Annotated in this window: 15 protein-coding genes; 1 reads left to right on the forward strand and 14 read right to left on the reverse strand. The window is 62.7% G+C overall.

The annotated features are described in order from the left end of the window. Positions 1-109: 109 nt before the first annotated feature. Positions 110-691 (forward strand): TetR/AcrR family transcriptional regulator, encoded by a 582-nt coding sequence (locus AC1ZV1_RS12395; protein WP_484296974.1) that lies wholly within the window; start codon positions 110-112, stop codon positions 689-691. A 171-nt stretch (positions 692-862) separates the two neighbouring features. Here the strand turns inward: AC1ZV1_RS12395 and AC1ZV1_RS12400 are convergent, their stop codons facing one another. The 14 genes from AC1ZV1_RS12400 to AC1ZV1_RS12465 form a co-directional block, all read right to left on the reverse strand. Then, positions 863-1,867 carry a DMT family transporter gene (locus AC1ZV1_RS12400; RefSeq protein WP_484296975.1) on the reverse strand — a complete coding sequence of 335 codons (1,005 nt, stop codon included), beginning with the start codon at positions 1,865-1,867 and terminating at the stop codon, positions 863-865. A gap of 49 nt (positions 1,868-1,916) precedes the next feature. After that, positions 1,917-2,504, reverse strand: a complete 588-nt coding sequence (locus AC1ZV1_RS12405; protein WP_484296976.1) for a flavin reductase family protein — start codon at positions 2,502-2,504, stop codon at positions 1,917-1,919. Positions 2,505-2,744: 240 nt separating this feature from the next. Then, complete coding sequence (locus AC1ZV1_RS12410) at positions 2,745-3,278, reverse strand: MarR family winged helix-turn-helix transcriptional regulator (protein ID WP_484296977.1); 534 nt, start codon at positions 3,276-3,278, stop codon at positions 2,745-2,747. A 264-nt stretch (positions 3,279-3,542) separates the two neighbouring features. Further along, positions 3,543-3,905, reverse strand: coding sequence for a cupin domain-containing protein (locus AC1ZV1_RS12415; RefSeq protein WP_484296978.1), 363 nt, complete (start codon positions 3,903-3,905; stop codon positions 3,543-3,545). Between the two features lie 71 nt (positions 3,906-3,976). Next, positions 3,977-5,422: an aldehyde dehydrogenase family protein gene (locus AC1ZV1_RS12420; protein WP_484296979.1), complete on the reverse strand. Its 1,446-nt coding sequence runs from the start codon at positions 5,420-5,422 to the stop codon at positions 3,977-3,979. A gap of 44 nt (positions 5,423-5,466) precedes the next feature. Further along, positions 5,467-6,183 (reverse strand): FadR/GntR family transcriptional regulator, encoded by a 717-nt coding sequence (locus AC1ZV1_RS12425; protein WP_484296980.1) that lies wholly within the window; start codon positions 6,181-6,183, stop codon positions 5,467-5,469. 55 nt (positions 6,184-6,238) lie between these two features. Continuing rightward, positions 6,239-7,726, reverse strand: a complete 1,488-nt coding sequence (locus AC1ZV1_RS12430; RefSeq protein ID WP_484296981.1) for a M81 family metallopeptidase — start codon at positions 7,724-7,726, stop codon at positions 6,239-6,241. Positions 7,727-7,760: 34 nt separating this feature from the next. Continuing rightward, positions 7,761-8,807 (reverse strand): ABC transporter substrate-binding protein, encoded by a 1,047-nt coding sequence (locus tag AC1ZV1_RS12435; protein ID WP_484296982.1) that lies wholly within the window; start codon positions 8,805-8,807, stop codon positions 7,761-7,763. 57 nt (positions 8,808-8,864) lie between these two features. Then, entirely contained in the window at positions 8,865-10,325 is a 1,461-nt protein-coding gene (locus AC1ZV1_RS12440; RefSeq protein ID WP_484296983.1) for an NAD(P)/FAD-dependent oxidoreductase, read from the reverse strand. Between the two features lie 252 nt (positions 10,326-10,577). Continuing rightward, on the reverse strand, positions 10,578-11,933 hold the full coding sequence (locus AC1ZV1_RS12445) for a DUF1329 domain-containing protein (RefSeq protein ID WP_484296984.1): 1,356 nt from the start codon (positions 11,931-11,933) through the stop codon (positions 10,578-10,580). Between the two features lie 14 nt (positions 11,934-11,947). Continuing rightward, on the reverse strand, positions 11,948-13,798 hold the full coding sequence (locus AC1ZV1_RS12450) for a DUF1302 domain-containing protein (protein ID WP_484296985.1): 1,851 nt from the start codon (positions 13,796-13,798) through the stop codon (positions 11,948-11,950). Positions 13,799-13,911: 113 nt separating this feature from the next. Next, positions 13,912-14,928 (reverse strand): MBL fold metallo-hydrolase, encoded by a 1,017-nt coding sequence (locus AC1ZV1_RS12455; RefSeq protein WP_484296986.1) that lies wholly within the window; start codon positions 14,926-14,928, stop codon positions 13,912-13,914. A 59-nt stretch (positions 14,929-14,987) separates the two neighbouring features. After that, complete coding sequence (locus AC1ZV1_RS12460; protein ID WP_484296987.1) at positions 14,988-16,889, reverse strand: acyl-CoA synthetase; 1,902 nt, start codon at positions 16,887-16,889, stop codon at positions 14,988-14,990. Continuing rightward, complete coding sequence (locus AC1ZV1_RS12465; RefSeq protein ID WP_484296988.1) at positions 16,889-17,842, reverse strand: fumarylacetoacetate hydrolase family protein; 954 nt, start codon at positions 17,840-17,842, stop codon at positions 16,889-16,891. Before AC1ZV1_RS12465 ends, AC1ZV1_RS12460 begins: the two co-directional genes overlap by 1 nt. Positions 17,843-17,854: the final 12 nt, after the last annotated feature.

The following is a 17,854-nucleotide window of genomic DNA, read 5'->3' on the forward strand; positions in this document are numbered from 1 at the left end:
GGGAAATCTATAAAGATGACATTTGTCACTTTTGAAAACATAACATATGTCTGATTTTCCGGATGTGCAAGCCCCGTCGTCGGCTGCCAAGGGCAAAAGGGCGGGCCGCTTGCCTCAGCAGGAGCGCTCGCAGACCCGCATCGCCAAGGTGCTGGAAGCGGCCGAGCAACTGCTCGCCGAGGTAGGCGCGGACGCCGCGTCGATCCCCGAGATTTCCAAGCTCTCGGGTGTTCCGCGAGCGAGCATCTACCAGTTCTTCCCCGACAAGTACGTGCTCTTCGCCCACCTGGCGCAGCTGCAGATGGAGCGCATAGGCGAGCTCATGGTCGCGATGCGACCGCAGGCGGAGGAAGACTGGAAAGCAGCGATCGGCCGAGTCGTGCGCGGCGTGGCGGACTACTACAACGCCAATCCGGCAGCGGCGGCCCTGCTCATGCGCGGCAACTTCACCCCGACCGACCGCAAGGCCCATGAGGAGAAGGACGCAATGATCGGCTCACTCCTGCGCGATTTCCTGCAGGCCCAGGGCGTGCTCAAGGAGCTGCCGCTACAGCCGGATGCCGCGACCCTGTCGGTCGAGATCGCCTTCGCCTGCATGCGCTACGGCTATCTGGCAGATGGAAGTATCAGCGAAGCGATCTGCATCGAGGCAACCGAAGCCACGATTGCCTACCTGTCGCGCTGGGAATAGGTCCAGCCACAGGCTTGGCAAGGCGATGCCGGGTCATGCCGTGAGCTCGTGGAGGACCTCAAATACTTGGTCAGATAGAGGCTGAAGCGATGCATCATGGCTGGCGGCTTCTGGCCGATCTCTGCCCCTGGTGAGAGGCGGCTACCGACCCATAGCGGACATGCGTTCCAGTCAGCCGTCCAGAGATTCATTGAAGCTGTTGGACTGACAAGATGCGCTTGCCTTGCTTGGCATTTGCGGCCTCTCGTCATGATCCGTTTGCTTCAGACTGGCCCGATAGACTGCCATTGACCAGATCACTCCAGCCAGCATCGCGCCTCCTGCGACAAGCTCCATCGGCGCCGGTAACGCGCCATGCCAAAGCGCTCCGTACATCACCGCAAACAGCGTTTCGCAGACCAGCAATTGGCCTGCTGCGGAGACAGATAACCGGCGCGCTGCGAGGTTCCATAGCATGACTGCCAACCACGAGCCTGAAACAGTCATCAGAGCACTGATGCCCCAGAAATGCAGGTTCACAGCTGTGACGCTTGAATCCCGTTGGAGCCATAGGCAGTCGAAAGACCATAGCACTACGCCGAACAGACCGTTCGCTACCCCGCAATAAGACGACCAGGTCAGGCTGTCGATGCCGGGGGTGGCCAGCAGGAACCTGGAGTTGGCCACCGCGTACCACGTCCAACTAACCAGCGCCGCTACTGTGCAGATCAATCCGAGCAAAGTGCTAGAGGTATCAGCGCCAAAACCTCCGCTGAACGCTGCGGTATTCATCAACACTACGCCTCCACATAGCAGCGTGAGCGGCAGTGCCAATTGCGCCAGCGAGGGGCCTTCTCCTGCTTTTCGCCCGGCGATGGCAATGGTCACCGGAAGCAAGCCGAGAATTAATGCCGTGGCTGTCACGCCCCAGAGGCGGATGCCCAGCACCAATAGGGCGAAGTAGCCGACGTTGCCGAATAGCGCGAGCTTCCCCAGGAGCAGGAGGTGCTCACGGGTCAGGAGAATCCGGCGATGCTTCGGAGTCAGTAGCACCAGGACGGCCGATAGGATGCCCAGGACGATGTACCGTCCGTAGGTGATCTGCAGGGCTGAGTTGTCGGGTAGCAACAGTGGGGATAGAACGACCGTAGCCCAAAGGGCACTGGCAGAAACGACAAGTACGATTCCAGACCACATGGAAGAATCCGATATGAAGGAATGACACCTCAAACCGTTGGGTGAGGCCCTAAACGGTTTCCTCGATGTCGACATGTACTGATTTCCCGGTAACGTAGAACTGGCCTCCAGTCGTGTAATGAAGGCTGCGCCAAGCGGCATCCGCATGATCGAATTTCCAGCGGCCATTCTCGAAGGCTCGCGTGTCAGACCAAGCCGCGAAAACCTCCCCGATGAAAAGGTCGTAGTTTTGCTGGATGTGTGGCTCGCGAATCAATCTGCATGCGAGCCAGGCAGAACATCCCGACACAAGCGGCACTTCGCTCCCTTCCTGCTCAAACAACTCGACGCCCGCGTGCTCCAGCTTGTGCACGTCACTGTGCCGGCTCGTCGTGCCAACTCGATAGACCAACTCCACCTGGGCTGCCGTCGGAATCTGAATGGAGAAAACGCCGCTCTGTTCGATCAAGGCGCGGGTAAAGGCTCCCTTCGCCAACACCACAGTCAGCTTGCCTGGGTCATAGTCCAAGGCTGTTGCCCAAGAAGCGGACATCACATTGCTGACTCCGCCGTACCGCCCGCCAACGAGGACGGTTGGGCCGTGGTTAAGCGTGCGATACGCCTTGGCCAATTCGATGGGTGCAATGTGGTTATTCATGCGCTGGCCCTCTGTTGTTGTATCTCTCAGGCTGCGTCTGCTCGGCATCGTTGGTGGAGCAGGAACGCGTGTGTAGTGGTTGAGATGATCATGTATGACTCATGCATATGAGTCAATCAGTAAAAAACAGAGAATAAATTTAACCGGAGTCAGTGAAGGCAGCTGATGCCGCCAGGGAAGGTCAGCAAGGCCGCCAGGAACTGCGATGCGGCTGGTTGAGGTGTTATCGCGGCGTGCGGGTTAGCGTTGGCGCAGTTTTTCAGGAAGGCATGAGGAGGCTTCGACTCTGGGGCACAGGCTGCCGCAGCTTGCCTCATCGCACAGTGCGCAGACCTGATACGAGTCCAATTCATTCTTGACGTTGCCCGTGATGACTTCCCTCGAGAGGTCGGCGAGCGCGGAGATCTGATCGTGGGACAAGACGGCAAGGAAGCTGCCGGCTGTACTCTGACGCACCTGCAGAATGCCTGCGGCCATATCGCGGCCTTTCGCAGTGATTCTCAGCCCGACTTGCTTCTTCTGATCCTTGGGCAGCCGTTCAACCAGAGCGTCGGCTTCCAGGCGATCAACCAGACGCACAGCAGCCGAGTGCGTTAGTTCCAGAACATTGGCCAGCCAGCCGATGTTGAAGGTCTGGCAATTCTGGATAGAGACCAGTGCAGCCAGCTCGGAGAGTGGTCGACTGAAGCGCTCCCTCAACGCAGAAGAGATCAACTGATCAAGGCGCCAAGCGAAGGCGGATATTTGATTCAGCGAGTCGAGAGAGCTGCTCATGGCTGGTTTTGGGGTGTGGGAGTCATGGGGCGGATCATAGCAGGTAGCGATGCCCGTCATTCGAAGTGGGCGGCTGCCATGACTCAATGTCCGCAAATGGCTGTGGATTCAACCGATCGACGCAACAGCCTGATTAAAACACTCGACGGGAGTCGAGTACCTCAGGGGCTTTCTGGGTTGTTCGTTCAACCGCCGAGCGACCTTATCCAGCGCGTCCTGCGAGTAAGCGATTTCCGGCATGCCCGCGATGGCCGCGAGGTTTATTCAGTTTAGGATGAAGTAAACTTTGCGCACTTCATCCAGATTTTCCCAGATGCCTTTGAACCCCTTCTGCACTACGAATGTATCGCCTGGACCAAAGGTTCTGGCGATGCCGTCGCTGTCCGTGAGCCGCACGCTACCCTTCAGCAGATGGCACAACTCGGTATGGGCAAACTCACAGCGATGCAGATGCGCAGGTGCTTCCCAGAAGCCCGACAGCGCTTTCTGGTCATCGGATGTGAAGTGCCGCCAGCTGCTGCCGATGTAGGGAGTATCTACCAGCGCGGGATCACTGATCTCGCGTTGTGCTTCCAGGATGGCGGGGTTAGCGAAATCAATGACGCCTGTCGGCAGTTGTTGCTCCATGATTGTTCTCCAGCGTATTGGGTTGGTGCAGTGAAGGGCCACCGTTGTGGCCCTCCTTTTGGCGCAGTTGCTCAAGAGTTGCCGTAACCGACGATTCCCTTGATCTCCACAAAATCGTGCAGCGCGAAGTCGGCGTATTCCCGTCCGTTGCCCGATTGCTTGTATCCACCAAACGGTGCCGCGGGGTCCCAGGCCGGATAGTTGATATAGACGGTGCCCGCCCTGAGTTGACCGGCTACATCTCGAGCCAGCTTCTGGTCTGTCCCCTGAACATAACCAGCCAAGCCGAAAACGCTGTCGTTCGCGATGGACACAGCTTCTTCGACTGATGCGTAGGGAATGATTGCGAGGACAGGGCCGAAGATTTCTTCGCGAGCGATGGTCATTTCCGGCTGAACATTGCCGAACACAGTCGGCCGGACGAAATATCCGTGTTCCAGTGAGCTGGGAAGGCCCAGGCCGCCACTGACCAGTTGAGCTCCTTCTGCGATGCCGGTGGAGATCAGCTCCTGGATTTTATGGAACTGCGCCCGGCTGATGACTGGCCCTATGTTCGTGCCTTCAGCATCCGGATCACCGACGTTAATCTGCTCAGCAACACGGCGAGCGATTTCCAGGGCCTCGGCATGTCGATCTGCAGGCACCAGCATGCGGGTGGGGGCGTTGCAGGACTGGCCGGCGTTGGAGAAACAGCCCAGCACACCCAGTTCCACTGCCCTGGGTAAATCGCAGTCAGGCAACAGAATGTTTGCCGACTTGCCGCCTAACTCCTGGTGAACGCGTTTCACCGTGTCGGCGGCGCTTTTCGCCACCAGCACGCCCGCACGCGTTGAACCCGTGAATGACACCATGTCCACATCGGGATGGCTCGCCAGCGGCTGGCCGACAGAAGGGCCGTCGCCCTGTACCAGGTTGAAGACGCCAGGCGGCACGCCAGCTACATGCAGGGCTTCGGCAAAGAGCACGGCATTGAACGGAGCCAGCTCGCTCGGCTTGAGTACCATGGTGCAGCCGGTGGCCAGCGCGGGAAGGACCTTGCACGCGATCTGATTGATTGGCCAGTTCCACGGCGTAATCAGTGCGACCACGCCAATTGGTTCTTTCACGACACGCGTCGTGCCTCTTTGCGTGGTGAACTCGAACTGCTCAAGCGATCGAATCATCTGCTCGATGTGTTTCGTGCCGATCCCGGCCTGCCATTCCAGCGCAAATCCGGCGGGTGCCCCCATTTCCAGTGTCAGGGCACGGGCAATTTTCGCTAGACGTGCCTGGTAGCACTCCAGCACTCGCTGTAAGAGAGCCAATCGTTCCTGCTTGCTAGTACGTGAAAAGCTCGGGAAAGCGGCCTTGGCGGCAGCGACTGCCCGCTCTACGTCGGCGGCGGATCCCATCGCGACCAGGCCGATTGATTGCTCGGTGGCGGGGTTGATGACGTCCAGCATTGCCTTGCCTTTCGGCTCGATCCATTCGCCATCGATATAGAACCGCTGTGCGTTTTTCAGGGTGCAAGTATCCATGCGATCAAACTCTCGCTCTTGAAGGTGGGGCGTTCAGCCGTGGGTCAGTTGGGGGCGTCGCTCAGCAGGTCGGTGCCGAACTGCGCATCCAGCCGGGTCATGAAGCGGGCGGCACAATGCATGTGTTCTTGCATCAGCGTTTCGACCGCCTTTGCATCACTCCGGCGATACGCCTCCAGGAGCTGACGGTGGCTGTCGATATTGTGGTTGCCGAACGCTTCGTGGTCGTCGTATTGGTCACTGCGGTACTCGACCAGGTCGCGCAGTAGGCCATTTATGAAGCGGCATATGAAGGCCAGGATGGGGTTGTCGCAGGCCTGAGTGAGGATGTCGTGGAACTCCAGTTCAGTGCGCCGTGCGCCCTGGCGATCACCTTGGGCACGAAGCAGTTCGTACTCGGTGATGTTGGACTGGAGCTTGGTCAGATGCTGTTCGTTTAGACGGCCCACGACGCTCTTCGCCAGCATGACTTCCAGGCTTTGGCGCAGGCTGTAGACCTGCTGGAAGTCGAACTTCTGAAAATGCAGGAAGGTCCGTAGCTGCTGCATGATCACGTCCAGCGAAACGGTGCAGACCTCCGGTCCGCCATTAGGGCCGGTGACCATTTTTACCAGGCCCTGAACCTCCAGCGATTTGAGCGCTTCCCGAATGGTGCCTTTGGAGCAGTTGTAGTGCTCCAGCAGGGCACGCTCATTGGGCAGGCGATCACCCGGCTGCAAGTTTTCCTGGGCGATCCAGCGCCGCAGGTCATCGGCGACCATGTCGGAGATCTTGCGGCGGCGGAAGTTCGTAGGAGTGGTCTTCGGGCTCATGGTCTCAGGCGTTGGCAGCCCAACGAGTGTCGGGTTCGATCGGGAAGACCGGCCGCGGCACATGTTGGTAGGGGAAAAGGGTGAAGTCCGAGCTGGTCACGCCAGGGCTGGCGCAATGCACCGTGGCCCGCGAAATCGGCTGGAAGACCGGGCGATAGTACATGCGCGACTTCAGGATGAGGTAACTGCAGTGGGACGGATCCAGCTCGACGCTGTGGAAGACGCCCAGATCCCAGGGTTCGTGGGGCTCTTCGCTGACCAAGACCAACGCGCTACCCAGATCGATCACTGCCGCTCGCCCCATGGAGCAGCGCATGCCGGTGTACGTCGGTCCGCTGACCACGTATTGGCCATCGCTTACGGAGGTCACCCTGCCAGTAAGGGTGATCGGAGTGGCTGCCCCATTGGGCCGAGGCAGGTGATTGCCCAACTGCAAGGTTACCTGGGCGCCCACTCCCACGCTGTGCATTACTTCGACGGCAGAGGGGTCGCAGATCGGCCCGGCAATGATGCCGGAAAGCCCGCGATCCATTGCCTCGACCAGCACATCCATGGTGTCGCACGTCCCGCCGGACATGCAGTTGTCCCCATGGTCCAGTAGCAGTACAGGTCCTTCGCCTGCCCCGGCTTCCAGTTGCCTGGCATGGTCCAGCGAGACTCCCAGTTCGTCCTCATGGAAAACGAAGGCTTCCCTGGCGTCCCACAACTGTTGGGCAATTTTCTGGGCGGTTTCATCGGCCAGCGGCTGGTTCTGCGCGATAACCAGAACCGACATGCCTGCATCGGCAATGTCCGCCAGCGGGAAGCCGCCGAACACACTCACTGCCAGGATGCCGTCGCGTGTTTCAGCTGCCCGAGCTGCTTCGATGGCTTCGCGCATAGCTCCTGGCTCTTCCGTATTCATTTGCAGCGTTTGCGCGAGAAGAGGCGGGTGCACCCTGGCTTTGAACGTTGCGCAACCTTGCGCAAGCATTGCCTCGATGACGCGTACCACGTGCTCGCCGGTTTCGACCATGTCGATATGCGGGTAGGTCTTGAACCCCACCAGCACATCAGCATTATCGACCATCAATTGGCTCAGATTGGTGTGCAGATCCAGCGCCACGCCGATCCTGGCTTGCGGCGCAGCTGCTCTGACCCTGGCCAGTAACGCACCTTCGCCGTCGCCGCCGTCCGTGGTGACCATCGCACCATGTAAATCCAGCAGAACCAGTTCGCAGCCCTTGGATACCTCACCAACGATGGCGTCAGCCATACGCTCCCAGGCTGATAGATCGACCGGGCCACTGGGGTTGGCATGGGCGAAGACCGGTGTGCTGATCGAGGCGTGCATACGCTCAGCGAATGCAATGAACGCCCCCATGGCCGTCGCCGATCCGGTACCCGCGATCAGGGCCTCATCTTCCCAGCGTGGATTGAACGCCGAGAGGGGCGTAGGAACCGGCGAGAAACTATTGGTCTCGTGGTTCATCCGAGCAATCACAATGCGCATGGCGCCTCCTTTCACGACAATGCTTCCGAGTAAATCAACGCGAGGCCCACGCGGTGAAGCGCACTTCGAGGTCCTCGGCGTGGTCCAGCCAGAAGGCATTGTCGGTGGCCAGCGCGGCGTCGAGATTCGCTGGAGCCGTGGGCAGGTCCTGCAGCTCTGCCGCAGTCAGATCCTTCACCGCATTCACGTTTGTCGGACCATAGGCAATAGTCTTGGCGAAGACCTGCTGGTTAGCGGTGTTGCTTGCAAATTCGATGAAGGCATAGGCCTGATCAAGATTCGGCGCGCCGCTGACGATGGCCCAGTGGTCAAGATCGAACAGGCTCTGATTCCAGACGAATTTCAGGTTGGTGCCTTCGCTCTGGGCGTCCTTGATCCTGCCGTTGTAGGCGCTGGTCATGACCACGTCACCAGCGGCGAGCCATTGCTGAGGTTGGGCACCCGATTCCCACCACTGGATACTGGGCTTGATCTGATCGAGCTTGGCGAAGGCGCGATCCACGCCTTGCGGGGTGTTGAGCACCTCGTAGACTTTGTCCTTTGGCACGCCATCAGCAAGCAGCGCGAACTCGAGGGTGTGAACGGCACTCTTGCGCAGTCCGCGCTTGCCCGGGAATTTCTTCAGGTCCCAGAAGTCCGCCCAGGAGGTCGGGGCGCCGCTGACCTTGTCCGCGTTATAGGCAATACCCGCGGACCAGGCCAGGGTGCCGACCCCGCAGTCACTCACGGCTTCAGGCATCAGGTCCGGCTTGGACGAAATCTTCGACCAGTCCAATTGAGTGATCAGACCCTCGTCGCAGGCGCGTGCCAGCGAGTTTCCATCCATCTCGACGACATCCCAGGTGGCATGCTTGGTGTCCACCATGGTTTTGATCTTGGCCAGATCCCCGTTGTATTCCCCCGCAATGACTCGGGTACCGGCGGTCTTTTCGAAGGGGCCGTAGTAGGAGATTTTCTGTGCGTTCTGAATGGCGCCGCCGAAGGAGATGACGGTGACCGACTCGGCACTGGCCAGAGTCGATAAGGCGGTGGTGGACAGCAACACGGTGGAGAGCGCGAAGCGCTTGAGGGTGAAGGTCATGGCATTGTCTCTTTTGTTAGTGCATGGACGCTGATTGGCGAGGTGAAAGCAGGCTGGTCAGGGCCGCCGGTCCTGATAGCGATAGAAGTGGTAGGCGAAGTACTGACCCAGCCGCAGGAAGCGCGAGAACGGGAAACGCGGCAGCGGGCTGGAGGTCACTTGGGTGGGGGGTGTCTCGGGAGCACCGGCAGCCATCGCCGCCAGACGTCGTCCCGCCAGCGTGGCGTAGGAGACTCCGCTGCCCGAATAGCCGAGCGCCGCATAAATGCCTGGGCTCTGCTCCAGCTCGTGAATATGCGGAACACCGTCCTGGCTCATGCACACCCAGCCGCCCCAGTCGTACTCGGCGGCTATGCCATCCAGCTCGGGGAACTTCCGAGTGAGGCCTGCCAGCAATGCGTCACGGTGCCTGGGGTTCTCCGCATCGCTACCCGATACCGCACCAGGACCGCCAAACAGCAGTCGGTTGTCCGGCAGGCGGCGGTAGTAATACAGCAGGTTACGCGTGTCGATCATGCTGTCCATGCTCGGCAGGGTCAGCTCGATCTCACGCGCGGTCAGTGGTCGGGTGACCAGAATTCTGGAGTGGACCGGCATGTAGCGTCCGCGCAGGAAGGGGTGGAGCCCAGGCGCCGTATAGCCGTTGGTGGCGATGATGACTTTGCGTGCCCGCACGGTGCCCGATGGCGTTTCAAGCAGGTAGTGCTCTGCTTTACGTTCCAGCGATGTCACGGGGGAAGACGAGTACACCCGCGCTCCCGCGTTGCGCGCCATGCGCAGCAGGCCGATCGCAAGCTTCATCGGGTGCAGCCCAAAGCCTTCAGGGAGCCGGATGCCGCCGTGGACTTCAGTGCCGCGGTGATAGCTCTGCAGATCTTTGGAAGAAAGGATTCGAACCGGGAAGTCGAAGTGGCGATTGAACAGATTCGCTTCGTTCTCCAGCCCCGGCAGACGGCTGTGGTGGTGGGCGAGCTTGATGACGCCATCGGGCTGAGCATCGCAGTCGATTGCGCCGTCCGTGATGAGCTGGCGCAACTGGGACAGAGCATCACGGGTGTCGTCGAAGTAGCGTCTAGCAACGTCGAGCCCGTAATGGGAGATCAATTCGGAAGGCCACAGATGGCCACCCGAGGCGCGCGCGAAACCACCGTTTCGGCTGCTGCAGCCCCACGAAACCTGATTGGCCTCCAAGACGATCGGCTTGAGCCCATGCTGGTGGGCGAGAAAGTACGCCGCACAGAGGCCGGTGTACCCCGAGCCGATGATAGCGACGTCTGCTTCGACGGGCTCTTTCAGCGGACCATCGTCCTGAGCGGGCGCACCAGCGCTGGCAACCCAATAGGACGGGGCATGGGGCAAGCCATGTCCAGGGTGGCGCGATTGCAGCGGGTCGTACATCGCAAATTCTCTTTTATCGTATTTATAGTGATAAATACGATAAATCGAGAAAAAGTCAGCTGTCAAACCGTTTTCATGTCTTGCGGGGGCGGCGTGATGGACGGTGGGTTCGTTGAGCACTCTTGCACGCTGAGCGAGGCCCGGCAGCGCGTGTGGGTGTTTGGCAAGTGAGCGAGCTGTGTGCGGTAATCGGTCGGACAGACGTTCAGGAGGCGATGTCCGCTACTGGCCGGGAACTGCCTATCGATGAAAGAACGTCATCAGCAGGAGCTCGCAGGCATCCTGCTGATGGCGTTTCACTATCGAGGTACCTATCGGTCCTGCCGCGAAGACCGACGACCTCGCAGTCATCGCCACTGGGATCAGCAGAACTCAGCGGATGCCCTGGTTCCTCAGTGCGGTTGGGGTGTAGTCGACGCTGCTGGCCCTGAAGCCGAACTCCACCTGGGATTTCTCCTGGTTGGTCAGGCCCGATACCAGGTAGCGGCCATTGATCAGGTCGTAGAGGGCTTCAACGCCCAGCCAGGGAATCTGCTTGTCGTACAGCGGGGTCATGAAGCTTTCGCCCACGCGCCAGAGGGTACCGCGGCCGTCGTAATGGTCGGCGAGCACGGCCTGCCAGGTGTCTTCGTCGAGGAACAGCACGCGGCGCGCGTAGATGTGCCGTTCGCCGGCGCGCAGGGTGCCCTCGACTTCCCAGACGCGGTGCTTCTCGTAGCGCACCAGGTCCTGGTTGAGGTGGCCGGGTTTGACCAGGTCGTCATAGCGGTGGGCGGTAGAGTCGAGCGCGAAGCTGTTGTAGGGCACGTAGATTTCCTTCTTGCCCACCAGCTTCCAGTCGTAGCGGTCCGGCGCGCCGTTGAACATGTCCAGGTTGTCCGCCACGCGCAGGCCGTCGGAGGCCGGGTAGGGGCCGTCGTAGGCAATCTGCGGGGCGCGGCGCACGCGGCGCTGGCCGGCGTTGTAGACCCAGGCCATGCGCGGTTCGCGGACCTGGTCGAGGGTCTCGTGGACGAGCACCACATCACCGGCCAGGCGCGCCGGCGCGGTGACCAGTTGCTTGTAGTAGAAGAGGACGTTGTTGTCCTTGTCCGGGCTGTAGTCGGTGAGCTGGTCGCGGTAGCTGAACTGCTGCTGGAAATAGGTCGGCGTGTAGGTGCCGTTGGCGGTGGGCGTCGCCTGCACGTGCAGGCGTTGGGCGCTGCCGCCACGGTAGCGGGTAATGTGGTTCCACAGGGCTTCGACGCCGCTCTGCGGAATGGGGAAGGGGATCGCCGTCTGGAAGTCCTTCAGGCCGTTGCCACCCTCGACCAGGCTGGCATGGCGCGCATTCGCGGACACCGCTTGCAGCACCGCTGCCGGGTAGGTCGCCGAGCGGTGCGCGGGATAGACGTTGAGGTGGTAGTCGGGGTAGCGCGTGAGCATCGCCTGCTGCCCAGGGGTGAGGTTCGCCGCGTACTGCCCCATGTTCTGTGCAGTGATGGTGAACAGCGGTTTGTCGGCGGCGAAAGGGTCGCTCAGGCGGCCGTCGGCGCCGCGGCTGCCGGCGTTGCTCGGCAGGCCGCCATCCCAGGCGGGAATGCTGCCGTCGGCATTGCCGGCGCGCTCAGCGCCCAGGGGCGTGAGGGTGTTGCCGAGTTTCGCCGCTTCCGCTTCGGGAACGGCAGCCTGGAGGTTGAAGGGCAGGACCAGGAACAGCAGGGACGCGCACGCAAGTTTCTTGTTCATCGTTTTTTCTCCGCTTAGAACGACACGCCCACGCTCAGGGCAAGGAAGTCCCGGTCGGTATTCACGTTGTACTTACCGCCGAAGAAGTTGGTGTAGGCAAGGCTCATGTTGTAGGTGTTGAGATAGGTGCCATCGACGCCGACGCTGATCGCCCGCGCGCCCTGGTTGAAGCCTGGTTCCGGGGCATAGCCGTGGACGTCGTGGGACCAGGCCAGGTTGGGGCGTACCGTGGCGCCGTCGATGAGGTCGGCGTATTCCCAGATCGCCCGCGCCTGATAGCCCCAGGCGGTGCTGGTGACGAAGCCCGAGTCATTGCAGTACTGCGGCGTGACGCTGTTGCCGGTACACAGGCTGTTGTCGGGGTACAGCGCGCCCTGGCCGAACACCGGGCTGCGGCCGTAGCGCAGCTCGTCGTCGCCACCCAGGCCGCCGACATGGGTGACGCCGACCTCACCGATCAGGGTCAGGCGGTCGGCGCCCATCACCTGGTCGAAGAAGTGCGTGGCGGTGACCTGCGCCTGGGTCACTTCCTTGCGTCGGTAGCCCTTGAGGATTGCGTCGTTGGCCGGTGCCGGCGCATCGCCGTAGACCGGTGTGAGCGCCGGGATGCCCAGGGTCGAGGTGACCAGGTCGACCGGGTTGATCTGTACCGGCATGTTCGGCCGGTAGCTGATTTCCCCGGCCAGGGTGGTACCGGTGGGCAGGCTGGTGCTGAAGCTCAGGCCGTAGAGCTGGATGTCCTCGGGGTAGTCGGCGAAGTATTGCGCGCTGCCCAGACGATAGGCCTGGGTGAGCTGCTGGCCGGCGCTGCTGCCGATCACCGCGCCGCAGAGGGCGTTGGGTATGCCGAGGTTGCCGCACAGCTGCGGGGCGAAGCCCAGGTCGGCGGCGTGCGGGCCGCTGCGCACGCTGAGGTAGGGCTGGCGGCTGTGGTAATTGATGAAGTAGCCGGCGAACTCGCTGTCCAGCTCCGGGGCGAACCAGCGCAGGGCGGCGCCCCACTGGCCATCGTCGCGGGCTTCACGATCCTTGCCGCGGGGGATGACGATGCCTTCGTCGGTCAGGTTGATCCCGGCCGGCGCGAGGGCCTGGACCGCCAGCGGGTTCTGGTTGATCACCGGGCCGGCGGCCAGGCCATTGCAACCGTCGGCCATCACGTCGGTGGTGGAGAAGAAGGTGCCGCAGTTGTCGATCACCGTCTTCTGCCACTGCAACTGGTAGAACGCCTCGGCGGACAGGTGCTCGCTGAAGTTCTGCGAGACGTAGAACATGTTCACCGGGATCAGCCCTTCCTTGATCTCCGAGCCGGGCCGGCGGAACGCCGCGACGTCGATCGGGTTGATGGCGTTGATGCCGCCCTGGATGAAGGTGCTCTCGCCCCAGCTCACCACCTGCTTGCCCAGGCGCACGGTGCCGGGCAGGTCGCCGATGCTGTAGTTGTGGTAGAGGAAGGCGTCGAGGAACTCGGCGCCCGACGCCTTGGCACCTTCTTCGCGGCCGTGGTCGTCGATGTCCTTGAAGTGCAGGTGCTCGTCCTTAAGCTTGAAGTCGTACCAGTACTTGCCCCGGACGAAGGCGCCGGAGTCGCCGTACTTGAGCTCCAGGTCATGGATGCCCTTGAACACCTTGGAAAAGGTGTCGCCTTCGCGGAAGTTGCGCTTGCCGTCGTCGGAACTGTGGCTGTGCAGCAGCCCGGCATCGGCGTTGCGCATGGCCCAGCTGGCGCCGACCGAGAGGCTGGAATCGAACTGTCCCTCGATGTCGCCGAGGGAGAAGGTGAAGGCTTGCGCGCCGTCGCCGTAAAGGGCCAGACCGATGGCGGCGGGAAGCGCGAGCAGGTGCAAGGCGGGTGATCTGCGGTTCATCTGAAACGACCTCTTGTTGTTGTTCTGTCGTCTGCCGGCCCTTTTCGGGCGCAGCGGGTCCCCGCTGGCCCGCGGTGTGCGGGCCAGTTGATGAAGGTGGTGAGGTGGAGGCGCTAGAGGCTCAGGTCGAGGGCGTCCTCCCCGAGCGTGATCTCGCCCGAATACGCATCGGCCATGCCGCTGACGAACAGGCGCCGGGCGAGGACGTTGTCCGGGGCGGGAATCAGGTGGGTGAGCACCAGGTGGCGGACGCCGGCACGCTGGGCCATGCGGGCCAGCTCCAGGGTGTCGGCGTGGTAGTCCAGTACGCGCACGGCCTGCGCGCCGCGGTCCGGCTGCCCGGTGCGCTCCAGCGCGGCGGCACCTTCGCGGACCAGATGGGCGTTGATCGCCTCGTGTACCACCAGGTCGGCATCGCGCATGGCGTCGAGGTAGCGCTCGCTGACGCGGGTGTCGCCGCTGACGAACAGCTTCCTACCCTGGTAGCGCAGCACATAGCCGTAGGCCGGCTCCACCGGATGGTGGTCGACGCGGAAGGCGTCGATGGTCACGCCGCCCTGGTCATAGACGCGTACTGATTCCTGCCCCTTGGCGATCTCCACCCGGTGCGGCTCGGCGAACGCCAGTTGCCTGTTGGTCGGCGGCAGGGCGTGGGCACTGCGGTAGCTGGCGTCCTGGGCGTAGGCCATGGCCAGCCCTTCGACGACCTGTTCGACACCGGGCGGGCCATAGACCAGGAAGGGTGTCTGTCGGCCGTAGATCCAGCTGTGGTTGATCAGCGCACCGAGTCCGTTGAAGTGGTCGGAGTGCCAGTGGGTGATGAAGACCTGGTTCAGCGCCTGCACCGGCACGTGGTTGGTCTCCAGGTTGCGCATGGCGTTCTCGCCGGCATCGAAGAGGAACAGCCGGCCGCCGGCCGCCACCAGGGTGCAGGCCTGGCCGCGGGTGGCGTTGACCTGCGGCGTGCCGGTGCCGCAGAGGATGACGCGAATGGCGTTGCCGCCCTGGATCAGAGACTGGTCCGTGTGGTCCTTGACCATCGCATCCAGAGCCGCGTGCTGGATGCGTTCGCAGCCGGGCAGGGCGAGAACGAGCAGCAGGGCAAGGGCTCGGGGCAGTCGGGGTCGCATGGCACTTCCTTCGTTTTATTGTTGTTTCGGGTGCGAGCGTGGCGGCGGTGGAGTCGGGCTCAGCCGTGCCAGTCCACCGCGAAGCTGTAGCGGCCCAGCGCGCGGGCCAGTTCATCGCGCCCGGACCCGGCGCGAACCTGCGCCACCAGTCCGCGACGGGCGTCCTGCACCACCTCCACGGCGATGCCGGCCAGGCCCTGGTTGTCCGCTTCCTGGTAGATCACCCGGGCGATCTCGCGTTGCTGCAACGCAGGCTTGAAGATCTTGCCCACCGGCGTGACCGGCAGGGCGTCGAGAATCTCGATGCGCTTGGGTACCGCGGCGCGTTCGCTGATCCGCTGGTTGGCGAAATCCAATAGCGCGGCGCTGTCGGTACGCTGGCCGGCGGCGAGTTGCACGTAGGCCACGGGGATCTCGCCGGCATGCGGATCGGGGCTGCCCACTGCCGCCACCAGGGCGACCGCCGGATGCGCCTGCAGCGCCTCCTCGATCTGCTTCGGATCGATGTTGTGGCCGCCGCGGATGATCAGTTCCTTCTTGCGCCCGGTGAGCCAGAAGTAGCCCTGGGCGTCCTGCCGGCCGAGGTCGCCGGTGTTCAGCCAGCGCTGCCCGCCGATGTCGATCCACAAGCCCTTGTTGTGGCTGTCGTCGAGGTAGCCGAGGAACACGTTCGGACCGTGGATGGCGATCACGCCGACCTCGTCGGCTTCGGCATCGCGCAGATAGTCGCCGTGGTCGTCGAGGATCACCGCGCGCATGCCCTGGTAGGCCAGGCGCAGGCCGATGGAACCGATCGGGCGTTCGCCGTCGGGCGGGTTGCTCGACGAGACACAGGCGCCTTCGGTAAGGCCGTAGCCTTCGAGGATGCGCACGCCGACCACCCGCTCGAACTCGCGGAACAGCTCCACCGGCATCGGCGCCGCGCCGCACAACGCGTACTGCAGGCTGGACAGGTCATGGCCGGCGGTAGGTTGCTGGAGCAGCGCCGAATAGACGGTCGGCACACCGGAAAAGAAGTGGATGCCGAAGTACTCGACCACGTCCCAGAACGCCGCGATCACGCCTTCGCCGCGATAGCCCAGGGGCGTGCCGATGATCACCCGGTCGCCGTGGGTCCAAGGCATCAGCCCGGTAACCAGCTGCCCGTTGACGTGAAACAGCGGCAACCCGCAGAAGATCACCTGGCCGCTCTGGCGTGGCTGCATGTTGGCGGCCATGGCCCAGGCGTTGAAGACTTCCGAGCCGTGGCTGCGCCGGGCAATCTTCGGCAGGCCGGTGGTGCCGCCGGTGCAGAAGTAGGAAGAAGACTCCTCCGCGCGGATCACGCGGCCACTGTTAAGTCGTTTGCCATTCTCGCGGCGCATCAGGCGGCGCAGATCGTGGAGACGCAGTCGCGGGTGGCGCTGGCGCTCGCGGCGGGCCATCCAGCGCAGCGCCAGAGACGCCGCGGTACCGACGTAGGGCGCCATGCTCACCCAGAGCACCTCTTGCACGCCGGGCAGGCTGTCGAGCTGGCTGGCCAGCTTGGGCCACAGGTCGCTGCCGGGCGTGGGGGCCAGGGTCACTACCAGCCGCGCATTGGCGGTACGCAGCAGGTCGCCGATCTGCGCGGCTTCCAGCAGCGGATTGATCGCCAGGACGATGCCCGCGGCTTCGCCCCCCCAGATGACGAAGTGGGTTTCCGGCAGGTTCGGCAGGAGGAAGGCGACCACGTCCTTCGGCCCGATGCCCAGCCGATGGAACGCATTGGCGGCGCGGGTAATGTCGGCGAACAGCTCGGCGTAGGTCCAGTCGTGGGTGCGGCGGAAGTCCTTCGCCTGGAGAAAGAAGCTCAGCGCCGTCGCCTGGCCGTGCTGCACGGCGCAGCGGCGCAGCGCTTCGTAGGTGCTGGCGGGCAGTTCGCGGCGGGCCAGTGGGACGTTTTCCAGTGCCTGGATATCCGCGAGGGTCTTCACGGCCATCAGGCTTGCTCCACCACGCGGTTGCGCTGCACGCCCAGGTCGATCGCGCCGTCGGCGCTGCGGATGCTGGCTTCGACCAGGTCTCCGGCCTTGAGGTATTGACTGCGCGACGCCTGCGTCTTGAGGAAGGCTTTCCACTTGATGTGCTCGGGCAGCAGTGCGGCGATGCGCTGTTTGGCCGGCGAGGGGACCGACAGCGCACAACCGGCCGGGGTGCCGGTGGCGATCAGGTCGCCAGCGGCGAAGTCCTGCACCCCGGACAATTCGCTCAGGGTCTCTGCCGGGCCGTGTACCAGGTTGGCGGTGCTGTCGCTCTGGCGGACTTCGCCATTGACCGTCAGGCGCAGCTGCAGCTCCTTCAGGTAACGCATGTCGCTCTTCTGCAGCAGGCACAGGTACGGGCCGACCGGGCCGAAGGTGCGGAAGCTCTTGCCCTTGTAGAACTGCATCTGCGGGATCTGGATATCCCGCGCCGAGTAGTCGTTGACGATCACCACGCCGGCGATGAACTCGTGCAGGTTGGCGTCGGTCACCGCGACCTTGCCGGTGATCTCGCGGCGCAGCACCAGGCCCAGTTCGATCTCATAGTCGAGGAAGCGCACCTGGCGCGGTTTGATCAGGTCGCTGTCGGCGGCGACGATGCAGCTCTGCGCCTTGGTGAAGATCATGTTGAAGTGCTTGGCGTCCGGGTCCATGCCCGACTCGATCATGTGCTGGCGGTAGTTGGCGCCCTGGCAGACGAACTGCTGGTCGCGGGTGATGGGCGAGAGCAGCTTCACCGTGTCCAGCGGCAGTTCGCCACCGCGCAGCTCAGTCAATTCCTCGACCTGCACCTGACGGATCAGCTCGCCGGTACTGGCGTAGCGGCCGGGCAGGGGGCTGATGCGTCCCTGGCGCAGGACGCCCCAGCGGGTTTCGTTCTGGTGTTCGAAGCGGACAACGTGCACGGGCATGAGAGCGACTCC

This window comes from Pseudomonas sp. BB438, from assembly GCF_057180225.1.

What these genes read in the sequence shown, in the direction of transcription:
- AC1ZV1_RS12465 (WP_484296988.1), bottom strand. Translation starts at nt 17,842, where the DNA reads ATGCCCGTGCACGTTGTCCGCTTCGAACACCAGAACGAAACCCGCTGG.
- AC1ZV1_RS12460 (WP_484296987.1), bottom strand. Translation starts at nt 16,889, where the DNA reads ATGGCCGTGAAGACCCTCGCGGATATCCAGGCACTGGAAAACGTCCCA.
- AC1ZV1_RS12420 (WP_484296979.1), bottom strand. Translation starts at nt 5,422, where the DNA reads ATGGATACTTGCACCCTGAAAAACGCACAGCGGTTCTATATCGATGGC.
- AC1ZV1_RS12425 (WP_484296980.1), bottom strand. Translation starts at nt 6,183, where the DNA reads ATGGTCGCCGATGACCTGCGGCGCTGGATCGCCCAGGAAAACTTGCAG.
- AC1ZV1_RS12400 (WP_484296975.1), bottom strand. Translation starts at nt 1,867, where the DNA reads ATGTGGTCTGGAATCGTACTTGTCGTTTCTGCCAGTGCCCTTTGGGCT.
- AC1ZV1_RS12410 (WP_484296977.1), bottom strand. Translation starts at nt 3,278, where the DNA reads ATGAGCAGCTCTCTCGACTCGCTGAATCAAATATCCGCCTTCGCTTGG.
- AC1ZV1_RS12435 (WP_484296982.1), bottom strand. Translation starts at nt 8,807, where the DNA reads ATGACCTTCACCCTCAAGCGCTTCGCGCTCTCCACCGTGTTGCTGTCC.
- AC1ZV1_RS12450 (WP_484296985.1), bottom strand. Translation starts at nt 13,798, where the DNA reads ATGAACCGCAGATCACCCGCCTTGCACCTGCTCGCGCTTCCCGCCGCC.
- AC1ZV1_RS12405 (WP_484296976.1), bottom strand. Translation starts at nt 2,504, where the DNA reads ATGAATAACCACATTGCACCCATCGAATTGGCCAAGGCGTATCGCACG.
- AC1ZV1_RS12455 (WP_484296986.1), bottom strand. Translation starts at nt 14,928, where the DNA reads ATGCGACCCCGACTGCCCCGAGCCCTTGCCCTGCTGCTCGTTCTCGCC.
- AC1ZV1_RS12430 (WP_484296981.1), bottom strand. Translation starts at nt 7,726, where the DNA reads ATGCGCATTGTGATTGCTCGGATGAACCACGAGACCAATAGTTTCTCG.
- AC1ZV1_RS12415 (WP_484296978.1), bottom strand. Translation starts at nt 3,905, where the DNA reads ATGGAGCAACAACTGCCGACAGGCGTCATTGATTTCGCTAACCCCGCC.
- AC1ZV1_RS12445 (WP_484296984.1), bottom strand. Translation starts at nt 11,933, where the DNA reads ATGAACAAGAAACTTGCGTGCGCGTCCCTGCTGTTCCTGGTCCTGCCC.